At 60.3% G+C, this 16,247-nt stretch carries 18 protein-coding genes and 1 tRNA gene; 15 read left to right on the top strand and 4 right to left on the bottom strand.

The annotated features are described in order from the left end of the window. The first annotated feature begins 69 nt into the window (after window positions 1–69). A tRNA-Asp gene (locus HYP802_RS0116645) sits at window positions 70–146 on the top strand. Between the two features lie 125 nt (window positions 147–271). Here HYP802_RS0116645 and HYP802_RS0116640 read toward each other — a convergent pair. After that, window positions 272–1,027, bottom strand: coding sequence for a DUF2470 domain-containing protein (locus HYP802_RS0116640; protein WP_013948528.1), 756 nt, complete (start codon window positions 1,025–1,027; stop codon window positions 272–274). A gap of 159 nt (window positions 1,028–1,186) precedes the next feature. On the opposite strand from HYP802_RS0116640, the gene HYP802_RS0116635 reads away from it, so the two are divergent. Continuing rightward, window positions 1,187–2,770: a Na+/H+ antiporter gene (locus tag HYP802_RS0116635; RefSeq protein ID WP_013948527.1), complete on the top strand. Its 1,584-nt coding sequence runs from the start codon at window positions 1,187–1,189 to the stop codon at window positions 2,768–2,770. 83 nt (window positions 2,771–2,853) lie between these two features. On the opposite strand, the gene HYP802_RS0116630 is transcribed toward HYP802_RS0116635, so the two are convergent. Next, entirely contained in the window at window positions 2,854–4,002 is a 1,149-nt protein-coding gene (locus tag HYP802_RS0116630) for a Spy/CpxP family protein refolding chaperone (RefSeq protein ID WP_024276170.1), read from the bottom strand. Between HYP802_RS0116630 and HYP802_RS23705 the strand changes: the two genes are divergently transcribed. From HYP802_RS23705 to HYP802_RS0116615, 3 genes are all read left to right on the top strand, one after another. Next, entirely contained in the window at window positions 3,979–4,509 is a 531-nt protein-coding gene (locus HYP802_RS23705; RefSeq protein ID WP_155831255.1) for a hypothetical protein, read from the top strand. The genes HYP802_RS0116630 and HYP802_RS23705 overlap by 24 nt on opposite strands. Window positions 4,510–4,867: 358 nt before the next feature. Next, window positions 4,868–5,530, top strand: a complete 663-nt coding sequence (locus HYP802_RS0116620; protein ID WP_013948523.1) for a transglutaminase-like cysteine peptidase — start codon at window positions 4,868–4,870, stop codon at window positions 5,528–5,530. Window positions 5,531–5,667: 137 nt separating this feature from the next. Continuing rightward, window positions 5,668–6,558, top strand: a complete 891-nt coding sequence (locus HYP802_RS0116615; RefSeq protein WP_024276168.1) for a bestrophin family protein — start codon at window positions 5,668–5,670, stop codon at window positions 6,556–6,558. Between the two features lie 21 nt (window positions 6,559–6,579). Here HYP802_RS0116615 and HYP802_RS0116610 read toward each other — a convergent pair whose 3' ends face one another. Continuing rightward, a complete protein-coding gene (locus HYP802_RS0116610) occupies window positions 6,580–7,776 on the bottom strand; it encodes a DUF2778 domain-containing protein (protein ID WP_024276167.1) in 1,197 nt (398 codons plus the stop codon). 228 nt (window positions 7,777–8,004) lie between these two features. Continuing rightward, window positions 8,005–8,337, bottom strand: a complete 333-nt coding sequence (locus tag HYP802_RS0116605; RefSeq protein WP_013948520.1) for a hypothetical protein — start codon at window positions 8,335–8,337, stop codon at window positions 8,005–8,007. 360 nt (window positions 8,338–8,697) lie between these two features. On the opposite strand from HYP802_RS0116605, the gene HYP802_RS0116600 reads away from it, so the two are divergent. The 10 genes from HYP802_RS0116600 (at window position 8,698) to nuoF (ending at window position 16,231) form a co-directional block, all read left to right on the top strand. Then, window positions 8,698–9,063: an NADH-quinone oxidoreductase subunit A gene (locus tag HYP802_RS0116600; protein WP_013948518.1), complete on the top strand. Its 366-nt coding sequence runs from the start codon at window positions 8,698–8,700 to the stop codon at window positions 9,061–9,063. Next, complete coding sequence (locus HYP802_RS0116595; protein WP_013948517.1) at window positions 9,054–9,647, top strand: NADH-quinone oxidoreductase subunit B; 594 nt, start codon at window positions 9,054–9,056, stop codon at window positions 9,645–9,647. The genes HYP802_RS0116600 and HYP802_RS0116595 overlap by 10 nt, the downstream gene beginning before the upstream one ends. A gap of 63 nt (window positions 9,648–9,710) precedes the next feature. Beyond that, on the top strand, window positions 9,711–10,316 hold the full coding sequence (locus HYP802_RS0116590) for an NADH-quinone oxidoreductase subunit C (protein WP_024276165.1): 606 nt from the start codon (window positions 9,711–9,713) through the stop codon (window positions 10,314–10,316). Window positions 10,317–10,489: 173 nt separating this feature from the next. Further along, window positions 10,490–10,819, top strand: a complete 330-nt coding sequence (locus HYP802_RS0116585) for a hypothetical protein (protein WP_013948515.1) — start codon at window positions 10,490–10,492, stop codon at window positions 10,817–10,819. Between the two features lie 10 nt (window positions 10,820–10,829). Continuing rightward, a complete protein-coding gene (locus tag HYP802_RS0116580; protein WP_013948514.1) occupies window positions 10,830–11,279 on the top strand; it encodes a thioesterase family protein in 450 nt (149 codons plus the stop codon). A gap of 2 nt (window positions 11,280–11,281) precedes the next feature. Next, window positions 11,282–12,472 carry an NADH-quinone oxidoreductase subunit D gene (locus HYP802_RS0116575; protein WP_013948513.1) on the top strand — a complete coding sequence of 397 codons (1,191 nt, stop codon included), beginning with the start codon at window positions 11,282–11,284 and terminating at the stop codon, window positions 12,470–12,472. Between the two features lie 6 nt (window positions 12,473–12,478). Next, window positions 12,479–12,910: an SRPBCC domain-containing protein gene (locus HYP802_RS0116570; protein WP_013948512.1), complete on the top strand. Its 432-nt coding sequence runs from the start codon at window positions 12,479–12,481 to the stop codon at window positions 12,908–12,910. Window positions 12,911–12,999: 89 nt separating this feature from the next. Next, complete coding sequence (locus HYP802_RS0116565) at window positions 13,000–13,467, top strand: hypothetical protein (RefSeq protein WP_013948511.1); 468 nt, start codon at window positions 13,000–13,002, stop codon at window positions 13,465–13,467. Window positions 13,468–13,697: 230 nt separating this feature from the next. Next, entirely contained in the window at window positions 13,698–14,939 is a 1,242-nt protein-coding gene (gene nuoE / locus HYP802_RS0116560) for an NADH-quinone oxidoreductase subunit NuoE (RefSeq protein ID WP_013948510.1), read from the top strand. Window positions 14,940–14,944: 5 nt separating this feature from the next. Next, window positions 14,945–16,231 (top strand): NADH-quinone oxidoreductase subunit NuoF, encoded by a 1,287-nt coding sequence (nuoF, locus tag HYP802_RS0116555; RefSeq protein WP_013948509.1) that lies wholly within the window; start codon window positions 14,945–14,947, stop codon window positions 16,229–16,231. Window positions 16,232–16,247: the final 16 nt, after the last annotated feature.

Here is a 16,247-nt window from a genome sequence, read left to right as displayed (position 1 = left end):
GGCCGCTTGACTTGGACGCCGCGAACACGTATCTCGACCGCTCGCATCGATGCTCTGCGCATCTGGATTGCGGGAGTAGCTCAGTTGGTTAGAGCGCCGCCCTGTCACGGCGGAGGCCGCGGGTTCAAGTCCCGTCTCTCGCGCCATTTATCAGTCCGATAAACGGTTGTCTGATGATGGCTTCGACGGTGGCCGATTTACAGCCACCGCAACACGAATTCCCACTCGCAATACCAAAGATGGTCGGCATACCGCCAGACCGAATGGCGTCTCAGGCAGAACTGGGCGTTTCTTTTGCCAGCGCCACGAGCACCGGCCTCAGTTCCGCAGCCGACGACAACGGACGGTCGAACCACAGCCGCGCGGCGCGTTCGCCGCAGATGAGGTCCAGCCCCTCGGGATCGAGCGTCGAAAGCTTCCAGCCGCCCGGTTCCTCACCGATCTTCGCCGCATAACGCTCGATCGCGGCGAGATGATCGGAATTCATATGTGAGACGGCACCGTCTTCCATGTCCGCCAGCGCCTCGACGCCATCGAGTGACGTCGCAAGATCAGCAGCTTTCATCGCGTAGGCCTTGCCGAAGCCGCCGTTCAAAGATGCGCGCGCCGTCTCGAAACGCCAGAACGAAAAATCCGGAAAGTCGACGTAAAGCGCCGCCTTCGGATTCCGCCTGAGATAGCGGCTGCGATAAAGTGTAAGTTCGGCGCCCGCGGGAACTGGTTTAGCCGTGCCGATCAGCGTCATGCGTGGATGGGCGAGGGGATCGCCCTTGCCGGGTTCGCCGACGAGCAATGAGCATTTCCCGTCCGCCATCAAGTTGGTGCAATGGGACGAGAGCCGGGAAATAAGAAATATCGGCGCGCCATCCATAGCGGTGGCAAGGCTGACACGGCTCACTGACGGCGAGCCGTCGAGTGGATCAAGCGTTCCTAGTGCGCCATAGCGGGCGCTCCGCACGAGCGTCTTACCGAGCCGAATAGCTGTGTCGTCGACGGGCTGCAGGACGTCGAGTTTCTTTTCTTCCATGGTCGATGTTCCTTGTATCGGTAGGCACCCGCCCTGGCGCGGGCCCAACCCATGTGTCTCAGCTGTCGAAACTACACAAATGCGTGCCCATCAGCTACAGGGGTCACCTCACCTCACCTCACCTGGCAGGCGCACGCACGATTGGAGAACTTGAGCCGCATGCATCCCGTCCAAGTCTTCGAACTCATCTTCACGATGCTGCTCGCCATTCTCGCGCTCCATTGGGTCGCGCTTCGTCTGAAACTGCCTCCCGCTGTGGCGCTTTTGATCGGCGGCGGTGCAATGGCGTTCATTCCGGGGCTGCCGGTCTTCGAACTCGATCCCGAACTCGTGCTCGTGCTGTTCCTTCCGCCGCTGCTGATGGACGGTGCCTTTTTCACTGCGCACGCCGAATTCCGCAGGCATATCGCCGGCGTCCTGTCTCTCGCCATCGGCGCGGTGATCTTCACGACGCTCATCGTTGGCGTTGTCACGCACTGGCTGATGCCGAACTTGCCGTGGGCCGCCTGTTTCGCACTTGGGGCCATCGTGTCGCCGCCCGATGCCGTCTCGGCGCGGGCTGTTTTGCAAACCGTGAAGCTGCCACGCAGGCTCTCGACGCTGCTCGAAGGTGAAAGCCTTCTGAATGACGCGACCGGCCTCGTGCTTTTCCGCTTCGCCGTCGCGGCCGTGTTGACCGGCACGTTCTCTGCGGGAGCGGCGGCCGGACAGTTCTTCGTGCTGGCGCTGGGCGGCGTCGCGGTCGGCGCGGTCATGGGCGGCCTTTGGATGTTCCTGCTGCGGCGGCTCGGCCACGACTATCTGACGATCGCCGCATCGATCCTGCTGTGCTGGGCAGCCTACATTTCTGCCGAAGCCGTGCATGTATCCGGCGTCATCGCAACGGTCACCGCGGGGCTTCTGTTCGGCTGGTTTCAGCACACGGTATTTTCAGCCAGCATCCGCATGCGCGCCGGTGCATTCTGGCAGGTAATGGTCTTCATCTTCGAAGCCTTCATTTTCATTCTGATCGGACTTTCGCTCCGCGGCGTTCTCGATCGCGTCGGCGGTATTGATGTCGTCTTGGCGCAAATGGCGGTGCCGGTCCTGATCATTGTGCTCGCGATGACAGTTGCGAGGTTCGTGTGGATCTTCGGTAGCGACGCCGTGCTGTCGTTGCTCCGGAGCTTGGGGGGCAAGCGTGCTCAGCCGCTCGGCGCGCCAGCCGCGACCGTGCTCGGATGGGCTGGAATGCGTGGCGTCGTCACGCTCGCAGTTGCGTTGACGTTGCCTGACGCCGTACCCGGCCGCGACTTCATGCTGGTGACCGCGTTTGCGGTCATTCTGGTCACGGTGCTTTTACAGGGGACGACGCTCGGCGCTCTCATCCGCATGCTGGGGCTCAAAGAAGATGAGGTCCCTCACGCACGACTATCGGCATCTCAAGCGGAAGAGGCGATGATCGTGGCGCAGAAGAACGTCGTCGAAAAGCTGGCCTACGATGGCGACGGCAATCTCGTTCATCCGCAACTACTCGAAAGGTATACGCGTCGCGCCGCGGTAGCCGCGATTTACACGGGCAATGAGAGTGCGCACACAGATCGGATTAACGCGCACTTCGACGTGATCTTGGCGGCCGTCGCTGCCGGACGTCGCGAGCTGATGCGGCTGCATCGCGCCGGCGACATCGACGACGAAGCATTACATGCGCTCGAACGCGATCTCGACATTCAGGAAATCGGCGCCCTAGAAAACCGCGTTTAGCGCAGCCGATGGGCGCATAAACGATTTGTGCCGCCGCCCAATTACGATGGACGACGGCACCCAATCAGCAAGCTGCCTTTTCTTTACTTCGAGGCGGGTGATTGCGAGCCCGTCTCGCCGCTGCTCGATCCCATGCTGCTCGCGGGCGGCGATCGCGGCGATGACTGTGCCGTCGCTACGCCGATGGAATTGAAGCGGGCTTTCTGCTCGTCGGAGAGGGACGCATAGAAGCCATCGACAGCGGGTTGAAGCTCATTCGTCGCCTGCAACAGCGCATCGACCCGTTTCTCAACCGCGTCGAGGCGCCCGCCGACAGTCGTCGGCATCGTCGAGAGACAGCCGCCCTTGGAGATATCCGCAGCTTTCGTCGATGCTGTCTTCAGAGCATCAAGCTTGGCGCGCTGGGTGTCATCCAAGTTGATCGCCCGTTCGATCTGCTCTGCCGGCAAGTCGGCGAACGCCGGTCCGCGGTCGTTGCATAGCTTCGCCACGTCGAGGCCCGCGGCCTTGTTGGCCGACTTGCCTTTCGGTTGCGACGCCAGAAGAACCTTATCGAAGCGCCGCTGCTGGTCATCGCTCAGAGTGCTGTAGAGCTTATCCAGCGACGGGCGGACTTCGCCGATTGCGGTTTTCATGGCGGTGAGCCGCTGCGTGACGGCCTCGAGCTTGGCCGGAGGCGTGAGCGGCGCCTCAGCCGGACAGGCCTGCTTCATGATATCCGCGCCTTTCGTCAGCGCTGTATTGAAGTCGGTCAGCGCGGCGCGCTGATCCTCCGTTGTCGGCGCGATGGCTTTCTGGATACGTGCAACCGGCAACTGAGCCACGCCGGGAGCCAGGCTACCGCAAGCGTCCTGCCGCTGCGGCTCCGGAATGGACGCCGTCGCGACACTCGTAGAACCACGGCGCGGCGTGTTTGTGCCGTAGATGTCGCCGTAGCCGTAGCCGTAGCCTCCGCCGCCGTAATTGTAATATCCCGGTTCGCCACCAGGCCAGAATACGCTCGACAGGATCCAGTCTGAGCCATAATCCCAGAACGGATCGTAATAGTCATACGGCCACAGCGCGAAAGCGAATGCGTCCCCGTAGGCGTACGGCCAGAATACCGGGCCATACCATCCGTAGCCCCAGCCGCGATGCCAGCGCCCGTAGCGGCCATACGCATAGCGATTATGCCAGAAGCCATTGCGGGCGAAGTGGTGGCCGTAGCCGTGACGACCGAAGGCATGTGTCATACGGCCGGTTGCTGCAAGCGCGCGGCCGTGGCTCGCAAAATGCCTGTTGCCACGAAAATGCCTGTTCGCGAAGCCGCGGTTTCCGACGCCACGATGTCCACGCGCGAAATGCGATCCGCGGAATTGATTGCCCCGCGCATAGCCGTGACCTCTGCCGCCAAAATGCCGGCCTCCGAAGTGTCTGCCGCCGAAGTGTCTGCCACCGAAGTGGCCGCCACCAAAATGGCGGCTCCCGAAGTGTCGACCGCCAAAGCCTCGGAAATGCCGTCCTCCAAAATGTCCGCCGCCGAAATGGCGGCCGCCAAAGTGGCCGCCTCCGAAATGGCCACCGCCGAAATGTCCACCTCCGAAGTGGCCTCCATGACCACCGAAGTGTCCGCCACGCGCTTCAACTTGACTGGAAAACATCAGAGAACCTGTCGCCAACACCGATGCGCTCGCGACGACGGCAATTATACGCACTATGCGAAACATGAGATTGGCTCCATTTCCCTGACGCGGGAATGATTGAAACAAATTCAACTATAATCGACGATCATTGAACACGATCCCTCATAATCTGTTCCCCGAGCGAAACGACATATCGGCCATTCCGTAATCGTACGGAGGCCGTGCTGCGACGCATCACGAACGTCAGCCAATCCGGAAGGTCTTCGTCAGTCAGTCGAAGGGCGATGCGTCTCGCATTCGAATGCGGACTTTGCGACAGCGTAAGCAAAACGAAAACGGTGGGTCGCCGACATCACATGTTTCCTAGGCCAACTGGCTAGGCCGAGATTCTGGCGCAAGATCGATAATCTTAGCCCTCCATTAATGTGCAATATTGATCTTCATTCGAGCGTGTAACGGGCTCGGTGTTATCGCAATGCGTTTTGTCAAAATCGTTTTCGCCGGATGGATTGCGTCCCTGGCTGCGACGGCCGCATGGGCAGGCGAGGTGCAGCCGCATCTGCAGCATGTGATCCAAAATCTCTTTCTGGAAGAATACGGAGCCGTCGCTCCTCCTGCCGCTTTCGTCCGGTTTTGCACCGAGTCTCCGAGCGAATGCGTGCTCCGCAAAGCGGGAAATGGCTTCGCGGAATCGGCTAAGCGCCTTGAGCAGCTGGACGAGGTCAATCGCCGGATCAACCGCGCGATCACGCCGATGACCGATATCGAGCACTACGGGATCGAGGATTATTGGACCATCCCGAAAGACGGAAAGGGTGACTGCGAGGATTACGCTCTTCTCAAGCGCCACATCTTAATTTCTCTGGGATGGCCGACAAGCTCTCTGTTGATGACGGTCGTGCGTATCGAGAACGGAGAAGGGCACGCGGTTCTGACTGCGAGAACGAAATTCGGCGACCTTATTCTCGACAATCGCACGGACGACCTGAAGCCTTGGTACCAGACGGGGTACAGCTACAAAATGATTCAGTCGTCGAATGATCCTCAGGTCTGGCGCGATCTCGATCCCGACGACGACGTGTTGCCGACGCCGATTGCGGTGCCGCAACTCCTGTATGATCTCACGCATCTGCGATAGGCGGCAGACCTTCAGTCGCCGCTCAGTGCCTGGTGCATACGTTTCCCGGGATACGACGTCCAAGCCAATTGCGAGCTTCCACTTCGGCGCATAGAAGATAATCAAGCAGCACCCCTACCTGAGCGCAGGTCCCGCCCTTGATCGTCCGCCCAAAAGCCTCCTTCTTCGACATCCTCTTTGCCGTCCGCGGATCCATCGCGGGCCGTGTCGCATGGCGATGCCTTTTCATTACGGTGCTCGCCTGCGTCGTCGTCTTTACTGGCGATTTTCATCTGGAGCCGATGTCTCATCTGGGCACGGCGCCGTTCGGCCTGATCGGCATAGCCATTTCAATCTTCATGAGCTTCCGGAACAGCGCCGCTTACGACCGCTGGTGGGAGGGGCGCAAGCAATGGGGAGAACTTCTCGTTCAGGTCCGGTCTTTGATGCGCGAGCTATCCGACCTCGATACGGAAGCCAAACGCCGTATCTTCATGCCCTTGATCGCGTTCGCCAATGCGCTCTCGGCGCGCCTTCGCGATGAGGATGAACTGGCCGCGGCCCGCCCATGGGACGCGACGGCATCCGCCGGCCCCAACGTGACTGATGCCATTCTCAGGCAGGTCGGTGCTGAGCTGATTGCACTGAATAAATCCGGAGCGCTATCGGATTGGCGTTATTCGTCTGCAGCCATCCGCATGAATGGCCTCTCGAACGTTCAGGCTGCCTGTGAACGCATCAAGGCGACGCCGCTGCCATTCGCCTATACGCTTCTCATTCACCGAACGGTTTATCTGTTTTGCGTGTTGCTGCCGTTTGCGCTCGCGCCGCAACTCGGCTGGGGAACGCCCGTCATCGTGGCCTTCATCAGCTACACATTCTTCGGGCTCGACGCGATCGGCGACGACCTCGCCGAGCCGTTCGCGCCCGCCGACAACAGCCTTCCGGTCAAATCGCTCGTGCGCGTCGTGGAACGCGAGATACTCAGCTCTCTTGGCGTGTCGCCTCTGCCCGACGAGCTTCAGCCCGTTGGCTACGTATTATCGTGACGGGCTGAAGTGCTCGCGTCGCTATTTGAACAGCGACGTGAGCGAGAACGACGAGGCGACGACGATCGGCGGATTTTCCGCGACTTGAGGATACGGCTCGTCGATATAGGCGTTGACGCCCGTCGCACGGCCAGCCTTAACCAATGACGCGACGTAGGCCCAGCCCTTCGGTTCCAGCCCGAGGCAGGCCTCCGACATCTCGCCCTTGAGGCGCTCGTGAATGGCGATGTTCCCGCGCGCGAGAATGGCGGCCGTCTGGCGCGGCGTGAACCTCTCCTTGTCCCAAAGCTTCCGGAGATAGATGCCGACGACGTTCCGCTTGGTCTTCGGCCCCCATGTCACGCGCTTGCTTGGATCGTTCGAGCCGAAGGTGTATTCGCCTGGCGGCAGCGGGCCGACGGCGCGCGTCGCAAGACAATCAGGATCGGGATTGTTCCGGCACATCTCTCGGCCGGAAATCGCCCACGCGATCGTTTGTCCGTTTGAACGTGGATCGCTGGAGATTACGAATAGCCGCCCGGTTCGGATCGTATAGCCGAGCCGGAAAGTTCCGGCGGTCGGCGGAACCTCGTGGATCACATCCTCGAACGGGTTGCAGATTTCGCCGCCCGTCAGCTTGCGCGGATAACCGTTGAGCTGAATGGTGACGAAATCGACGCCAGGCGCGCAGTCCCACTGCGGAAGCGTTCTCTTGTTCGCGATGGAAATGGGTGGGCCGGTCGGGACCTTCGCGGGCGCTTTCGGCAGGACGGGAGGCGGCGACGGTGCTTCGGGCTCATCCGTCGGCGCTAGGCTTGCGATCGGCCCTGGTTCCTTCGGCAGACGGCGGATGGCTTCGCACTTTGCGGACAACTTCGGCGGATGAATTTGCTTCACGGCGAGCTTTCGCGCCATGGCAGCGCTCGCGCCGGCCTTGATGTAGGCCACGATCAGCGCCTGCTGAACCTCGATCTGCTCCTGTGAGAGTTCGAAGATGCAATCGTCATAGATCTGATCCCCGACCTCACTGAAGAAGTCCGCGATCTGTCCGGCTGCAGCCGCTGCTGCCGCCGAGGGATGCGTCGCGACGGGCGGGGATTGCTGCGCTTGGCTATGACCGGCCGCAAGGAACGGCAGGCACGCGGCGAGCACGACTGCAGCCGCTTTGAACGCCACGCGTGCCCCGGTCAGCCCCGCGCGTGCGCCCCGCCGATGAGCAATATGGTTAGTCCAAATCATATGCCATCCCTAACCAAGAGTCGGGGCAACAGCGAGGCTATCAGTAAAATTGCGCTCATTCGCCCGCGTCGCAGCGGTCGCGCTCCCCCAAAAGCTCAAAATTGGTTCCGCGCAAATCCGCCGAACGATCCAGTCGCGAGGCGCCCGACGCAGAAAGCGATCTGCGCGCCGATTGCCGATCAGCGCGCAGGATGAACTCGAACGGAATATTTGAAAGAGAGCAGGGGGTTATCGCCAGCCGCGATGACCGCCCCAGTGTCCACCGCGCCAACCACCGCGATGGCCCCAATAGCCGCCGCGATAATACGGCCGGCCGCCCCAATAGCCATAACGATAGGGATAATAGCCGGCCCAGTAAGGATAGGGTCGGTAATAGCGGGGCCCGTCGTAGTAGGTCACAGCGGGGCCATCATAATAATATTCCCGTACCGGAGGGCCTTCGACCACCGGACCGCGTTCGACATAACCGCCATTATATCCGTCAAGGTCGGCTGCCTGCGCCGAAAGCGGCGTGACGCCAACAATGGCTACTGTCGAGAGCGCATAAATCAAGGTTTTCATGAGGATCTCTCCCTGGAGAACTTGCAGGAGAAAACACCTCTGGCTCTGAATGGTTGCTGAACATTGCTCGTCATCTTGCCTGATCTCGAAGCGTAAAGAACAATGCTCGCCGAATAGCTATCAGCAGAAAGTAATATTGCATTAATAATTGTGATCGGGTCTGCAATAACCCCGGACTGCAACGCCCTCCAATCGGCGTTCGAACGAAAAAAGGTCCGGGCAATGCGGGGCGATGCAACTGTTTTGTCCTGCGTTTCTAGCTCAGGGCATGGTCAGAAGCAGGGTGTTGCGCCGCAGGACGGCGTGAGTTAACACCGGACAGAAGGCGCTCGGACACTTCGTGCAAGCGGATGCACTGCAATGATGGATCTGACTACGCAATATTTGCCGATAGCTATCTTTATCGGCGTGGCTCTGCTGATTGGCGGCGCCCTGATGATCGCGCCCTTTCTCGTCGCCGTCCGCAACCCTGATCCCGAGAAGGTCTCGGCCTACGAATGCGGTTTCGATGCCTTCGACGACGCCCGCATGAAATTCGACGTGCGCTTCTACCTCGTGTCGATCCTCTTCATCATTTTCGATCTTGAGATCGCATTCCTCTTTCCCTGGGCAGTCGCCTTCAAGGAAATCGGCGTCTTCGGCTTCTGGTCCATGATGGTGTTCCTCGGCGTGTTGACCATCGGCTTCATCTACGAATGGAAGAAGGGCGCGCTGGAATGGGAATGATCATGAAGGACGACGGCGCGCCTGGCTTGCTCTTCGATCGCACCTTTGACCGCGTCCGCGAAGGCGCGGCTGTGACCGGCGCTCCGGCTGCCGATCCGTTTTTTACCGACGTCTCGAACGAGTTGGCCGATAAGGGTTTTGTCGTCACGACCGTCGACGATCTCATCAATTGGGCGCGAACCGGCTCGTTGATGTGGATGACGTTCGGCCTTGCCTGCTGCGCCGTCGAGATGATGCAGGTCTCGATGCCGCGCTATGACGTCGAGCGCTTCGGCTTTGCGCCCCGTGCTTCGCCCCGGCAGTCCGACGTGATGATCGTCGCCGGTACGTTGACCAACAAAATGGCGCCCGCGCTGCGGAAGGTCTATGACCAGATGCCCGAGCCGCGGTACGTCATTTCGATGGGGAGCTGCGCCAACGGCGGCGGCTACTATCATTATTCCTATGCCGTCGTCCGCGGCTGCGATCGCATCGTTCCGGTCGATGTTTACGTGCCGGGTTGCCCGCCGACCGCGGAAGCACTGCTCTACGGAATTCTTTTGCTGCAACGGAAGATACGCCGCACTGGCACGATCGAACGTTAGGCAAAAGCAAAAAATCACCATGGCCGGCTCATGCTGTCGGCCGCGCTGGGAGATCGCCGGCCGATGACCGAATTGTCCGTATTGCAGGATGCCGCAAATTCGATTGCGGGCGCTGCTTTGCAGCGGTCGGCCATCGCTTACGACGAATTGACGATCACCGTTGCTCGTGAAGATATTGTCGGCGTGCTGACCAAGCTCCGCGACGATCCCAAGTGCCTGTTTGAAGTTCTGATCGACATCTGCGGTGTCGATTATCCTGAACGGGCCGAACGCTTCGATATCGTCTATCATCTGCTGTCGCCACGCCTGAACCAGCGCATCAGGGTCAAGATCGCAACCGACGAGGTAACTCCCGTCGCGAGCGTCAACGACGTGTTTCCTGCTGCCAACTGGTACGAGCGCGAGGCCTACGATCTTTACGGGATCCGCTTCATCGGTCATCCCGATCTGCGCCGCATCCTGACGGACTACGGTTTCCAGGGCCACCCGCTGCGGAAAGACTTCCCGCTCACTGGCTATGTCGAAGTTCGCTATGATGACGAGAAGAAACGCGTCGTCTACGAGCCGGTGAAGCTCACCCAGGAGTTCCGCGATTTCGATTTCGAGAGCCCGTGGGAAGGTCCCAGTCACGTTCTGCCGGGCGACGAGAAAGCCGGTCCGAAATCTTAAAGCCCGCAATCTGGCGTTCCGCTTTAAATGTTCGTTCGTTTAGTCTTGCCATCCAGTTGTTCAGCTGCGTTGCCCGAGGCGCCGAAGCAGGGGCATGCTCTCGAATTCAGAGGTCGGCGCGAGGTGCGCCTTTTCGCGGTCGCCGATAACAACGAGGTTGTCGGAGGTGCGAAATGGCGGTGATGCACAGGACCCGGATCGCAATGCAACTGGAAGTCAGCGTCGCAATCGCGGCGGCCTTCATGACCATGGCCTTTATCATCGACTGGCCGCGCGCTGTGGCAGGCTTGGTTCTTGGTGCCGTATGCCGCTTTTTGCCCTACGGCACCATTGTCGTGCCCTTAGGCGTGGTATTTGTTTCTGCGCTTTTTGAGCTGCTCTATCCCTGGTTTGGACGCACGACAGGTCCCCACTTTTGGGGGTTCTTCGTCGGCTTGTTCGCAGTCGCAGGGACGGCTTCGAGCCTCTACATCACGATACGCAATTTGAAAGACCGGGTGTGAGCGGCGCGCAATGAAAGATACGCTTCATCCCGGTGCCAAGACGCAATTCACGTATCGTGTTCCCGCGACGAAGACCGTGCCGCATCTCTACCCCGAGGCGCATGAGTTCCAGCTCATGCCGACGGTGTTCGCGACAGGCTACATGGTCGGCCTGATGGAATGGACGTGCCTGCACATCATTGCACCCCACCTCGATAAAGGAGAGGGTTCGCTTGGCGTCCACATCAATGTTTCGCACCTCGCCGCCACAGTCCCCGGACAAACGGTGACGGTCGACGCCGAATGCACGAAAGTTGCTGGCCGCCGCCTATATTTTCATGTCAAAGCCCACGACGGCATTGACCTAATTGGCGAGGGCGAGCATCAGCGTATGGTCGTCAACTGGGAAAAGTTCGAGCAGCGGGTGAACGAAAAGGCGAAGATCGCCAGGCTTGCACCCATCACGCGCGGGACCGTTTGAACATGGCCGAGACTGAGATCCGCAATTTCAACATCAACTTCGGGCCGCAGCACCCGGCAGCACATGGCGTGCTGCGCTTGGTGCTCGAACTCGATGGCGAGGTGGTCGAGCGGGTCGATCCGCACATCGGGCTTCTCCATCGCGGCACCGAAAAGCTGATCGAGCACAAGACGTATATGCAGGCAATCGGCTACTTCGATCGCCTCGATTACGTCGCGCCGATGAACCAGGAACATTCGTTCTGCCTCGCAGCCGAAAAGCTTCTAGGGTTGGAAGTTCCGCGCCGCGCGCAGCTCATTCGCGTGCTTTATTCCGAGATCGGGCGCCTCTTGTCCCATCTCTTGAACGTCACCACCCAGGCGATGGACGTCGGCGCGTTGACCCCGCCGCTCTGGGGTTTCGAAGAACGCGAAAAGCTGATGGTGTTCTATGAGCGCGCATCAGGCTCGCGCATGCACGCCAAGTACTTCCGCATCGGTGGCGTCCATCAGGATTTGCCCGATCAGTTGATCGACGATATCTACGCTTTCTGCGATCCGTTTCTGAAGGTTCTGGACGACATCGATGGTCTGCTGACCGAGAACCGGATTTTCAAGCAGCGCAATGTCGATATCGGCGTCGTCCCGCTCGATGAAGCGTTTGCGTGGGGATTTTCTGGCGTCATGGTCCGCGGGTCCGGCGCCGCCTGGGACCTGCGCAAGGCGCAGCCCTACGAATGCTATGCTGAACTCGATTTCGATATCCCCATCGGCAAGAACGGCGATTGCTACGATCGCTACCTCATCCGCATGCAGGAAATGCGTGAGTCCACCAAGCTGATGAAGCAGTGCTGCGAGCTTTTGAAGTCGGCCAGCGGCCAAGGCCCGCACGTTGCGCAGAACAAGAAGGTCGTGCCGCCCAAGCGCGCGGAGATGAAGCGTTCGATGGAAGCGCTCATTCATCACTTCAAGCTCTACACCGAAGGCATCCACGTGCCGCCCGGTGAAGTCTACGCGGCCGTCGAAGCGCCGAAGGGCGAATTCGGCGTCTACCTTGTCGCCGATGGTTCGAACAAACCCTACCGCTGCAAGATCCGCGCGCCCGGCTTCCCGCATCTGGCGGCGATGGATCACATCAATCGCGGCCACATGCTCGCCGACGTCTCGGCGATCCTCGGCTCTCTCGATATCGTCTTCGGCGAAATCGACCGCTGATTCGCCATGGCACGCATGATCGAAACGGCCGTGCTGATCCAGGCTGTGCCGTCGCGCGTCTGGTCCGTCCTGATGGCCTTCGACGCCTACCCGAGCTGGAACCCTTTTATTCGCAGCATCGCGGGCGAAAAGCGTGTCGGCGGCAAGCTCGAGGTGGTTATCGCGCTGCCGGGCGGAAAACCGCAGACGTTTCGGCCGGTCGTTACCGAATTCGTTCCCGAACGACGCTTCTGCTGGCGGGGATCGCTTCCCATTCCGGGGCTCTTCACGGGTGAGCACCGGTTCGTGCTTAGCGCGGAGGGAGCAAACACGCGCTTCACGCAATCGGAGGCGTTTTCCGGGCTATTGGTGCCGTTTGTTGGCGGAATCCTTGTCGCGACCGAGCGTGGGTTCGGCGCCATGAACGCAGAGCTAAAGGCCCAAGTCGAAAATCGATAATTGCAAGGCCGCAAAGGTACGGCTGGCATCTGACACAAAGCCCTGCCAAATTGGTGACGGCTTTTAAAGCAGGAAAGAAGGAGCCGCGTATGCTTCCCGGTGCAGCACCCATGGTCGACAACCTCTTCTTGCTTGCCGTCGCGTCGCTTGGATGGGGCTTGAGCCTCGCGACCTATCGGCTTTTTGCCCGTTCGCGTGGCTGGCCGATGGGCGCGCTGCAAGCCGATCTTCCGTTCATCCCTGTTCTGATCGGTCTCGTCGGGCTCTTCTCGGCACTGCTGTTCGCGACCGCGCGCGGCGCTGACGACGGCGGGTGGGTGATCATCGTGCTGGGGCTTCTCTTCGCGGCCATATGGACGGGCTTCCTGCGCGTGGGATCGCAAGTCGCGCTCTTCCTGGCGCCAGTCGCGACGTTCCTGTTGTTACTCGGCTGGCTTGCCGTGCCGCTCGGATTCTCCGAACGCAGATGGGCGACCGAGAAGCCGGCGGAGACATTGCAACGGCGCGGACTTCTGCCGTCGGAATCGGCAACGCCGCCTCCATCTGCGACACCGTAATCTTGCGCGCGTATCGTCGCACCTGAACACTGATGACGATCATCACTTGTCACATGTGACAGATAGACAAATGCTTGCTTTGAGTCCGCGATCCTCGTACTGGACCGCGTAACGAAGTGAGAGTTAATGTCGCTGAGTGACTAGACGTGAAGCATAACGGGCAAATCGTCCCGCGACGTACGCTCATTATGCTCCAGCGACATTAGGATTGACGTTCGAGGGAGCCGTGAATGGCCGTTCGCCGACTGAATCCTGAGCAACCTGCCCAGTTCGCTTTCACGGCTGAGAATCTTGCATGGGCGCGCGAGACAATCGCGAAGTATCCCGAAGGCAAGCAGGCTTCCGCGATCATTCCGCTGATGTGGCGGGCGCAGGAACAGGCGGGCGGTTGGCTCCCTGAACCTGCAATCAGGCTCGTTTGCGATATGCTGGGCATGGCCCACATACGCGGTATGGAAATCGCGACCTTCTACACGATGTTCCAGCTGTCGCCCGTTGGCAGCAAGGCGCACATCCAGGTCTGCGGCACCACGCCCTGCATGCTGCGAGGCTCCGGTGATCTCGTCTCCGTTTGTAAGAAGCGTATCAACGAGCACGCCCACGAAACGAACGCCGACGGAACGCTGTCGTGGGAAGAGGTCGAATGCATCGGCGTGTGCGCCAACGCCCCTGTCGTCCAGGTCCACAAGGATACCTACGAGGATCTGACGGCTGAGCAGCTGGACAAGCTCCTGGATGCCTTCCTCGCCGATCATAAGCCGAAGCCCGGCTCTCAGACCGGACGTACCGCATCCTGCCCCTCGTCGGGACCGACCTCGCTGACCGACGCGACGCTCTACGACGGCTCGACCATCGGCGCCTGGAAGAAGCGTTTCGAGGAAACCTCAGACGGCGCCGAAGACCAGCCGAAAGAAACGACGCCGCCATCAGCTCTGGCGTCACCGGCACACAAGGAACAGGTTGCGACCGGAACGTCTCCGGCATCGCCCGCCAACACGCCATCGGGCACCGCGCAGCTGCATCCCGCGGCCCTGACCGCAATGGCGAACGCCGGTCTCGTCAAGGAGCTTGAAGCGCGCGGCGGCGGCAAGGCATTGAGCGCCGGCGAGCTCGATAAGATTAAGTCCGACATGATCCGCGACCGGGCGATCGCGGCTGCTGCTGCGCAGGCCGCTACGGCAACCACTGGCGTCCAGCCCGAGCTTCTCAAGGAGCCGCGCGAAGGTAGCGCGCCCGACGATTTGTCCTTGATCTGGGGCGTCGCCGATATAATGGCGGATAAGCTGCACGCCATGGGAATTTGGCACTTCGACCAGATTGCCAAGTGGACGCCCGAGAACGTCGCTTGGTTCGAAAGTCAACTTGACGGGTTCAAGGGCCGCGTTACCCGTGACAAGTGGATTGAGCAGGCTCAGAAGCTTGCTTCCGGGTGGCGTCCCGAAAGCAAAGCCGGCGAAAAGCCGAAGGGGTAGCGCGCATGCTGCATGATCGCGACCGGATTTTCCGCAACATCTACGGCTTCCACGATGTGAGCCTTAAAGGCGCGCAGAGCCGTGGCGTGTGGGATGGCACCAAGTTCTTCATCGACAAAGGCCATGACTACATCATCGACGAGGTGAAGAAGTCGGGTCTGCGCGGACGCGGCGGCGCAGGCTTCCCGACCGGCCTCAAGTGGTCGTTCATGCCGAAGGCGGATGCGCGCCCGAGCTATCTCGTCATCAACGCCGACGAGTCGGAGCCCGGCTCTTGCAAAGACCGCGAGATCCTCCGCCATGACGCGCATCTGCTTGTCGAAGGTGCTCTTCTCGCATCCTTCGCGATGCGCGCGCATGCTTGCTACGTCTACGTGCGCGGCGAATACATCCGCGAGCGCGAGGCGCTCCAGCGCGCCATCGATGAAGCCTATGCGGCGAAGTTCATCGGCAAGAACAACATTCACGGCTGGGATTTCGATCTCTACGTCCATCACGGCGCCGGCGCTTATATCTGCGGCGAAGAAACGGCGATGCTGGAAAGCCTCGAAGGCAAGAAGGGCCAGCCGCGCCTGAAGCCGCCGTTCCCGGCGAACGTCGGCCTCTACGGCGCACCGACGACGATCAACAACGTCGAAAGCATCGCGGTGACCGGCGAAATCCTGCGCCGCGGATCGGCGTGGTTTGCGGCTCTCGGCAAGCCGAATAATACCGGGACCAAGCTCTTCCAGATCTCCGGCCACGTCGAACGCCCGTGCGTCGTCGAGGAGGAGATGGGCATTCCGTTGAAGGAACTCATCGACCGTCACTGCGGCGGCATTCGCGGCGGCTGGGATAATCTGCTGGCAGTTATTCCTGGCGGCTCGTCGGTACGCTGTATCACTGCCGAGCAAGCCGAAGCCGTGACAATGGACTTCGACGCGCTCGGCAAGCTCGGCTCCGGTCTCGGCACCGCCGCCGTGATCGTAATGGACAAGTCGACCGACATCATCGCCGCCATCCGGCGCATCGCCTACTTCTATAAGCATGAGAGCTGCGGCCAGTGCACGCCGTGCCGCGAAGGCACCGGCTGGATGTGGCGCGTCATGGAACGCATGGAGCGTGGCGAAGCAGAAAAGCGCGAAATCGATTTGCTGTTTGAAGTCTCCAAGCAGATCGAAGGGCATACGATTTGCGCACTGGGAGACGCGGCGGCATGGCCTATCCAGGGTCTCATCAACAATTTCCGCCCCGTGATCGAGCAGCGGATCGATGACTATAAAGCCAAACATGCCCGTGTGGCGGCGGAATAAGCGGCGGATAAAGCAA

The organism is Hyphomicrobium sp. 802 (genome assembly GCF_000526135.1).
In the GTDB taxonomy this organism is placed as follows: Bacteria; Pseudomonadota; Alphaproteobacteria; order Rhizobiales; family Hyphomicrobiaceae; genus Hyphomicrobium_B.
This window is presented reverse-complemented; position numbering and strand designations above follow the sequence as displayed.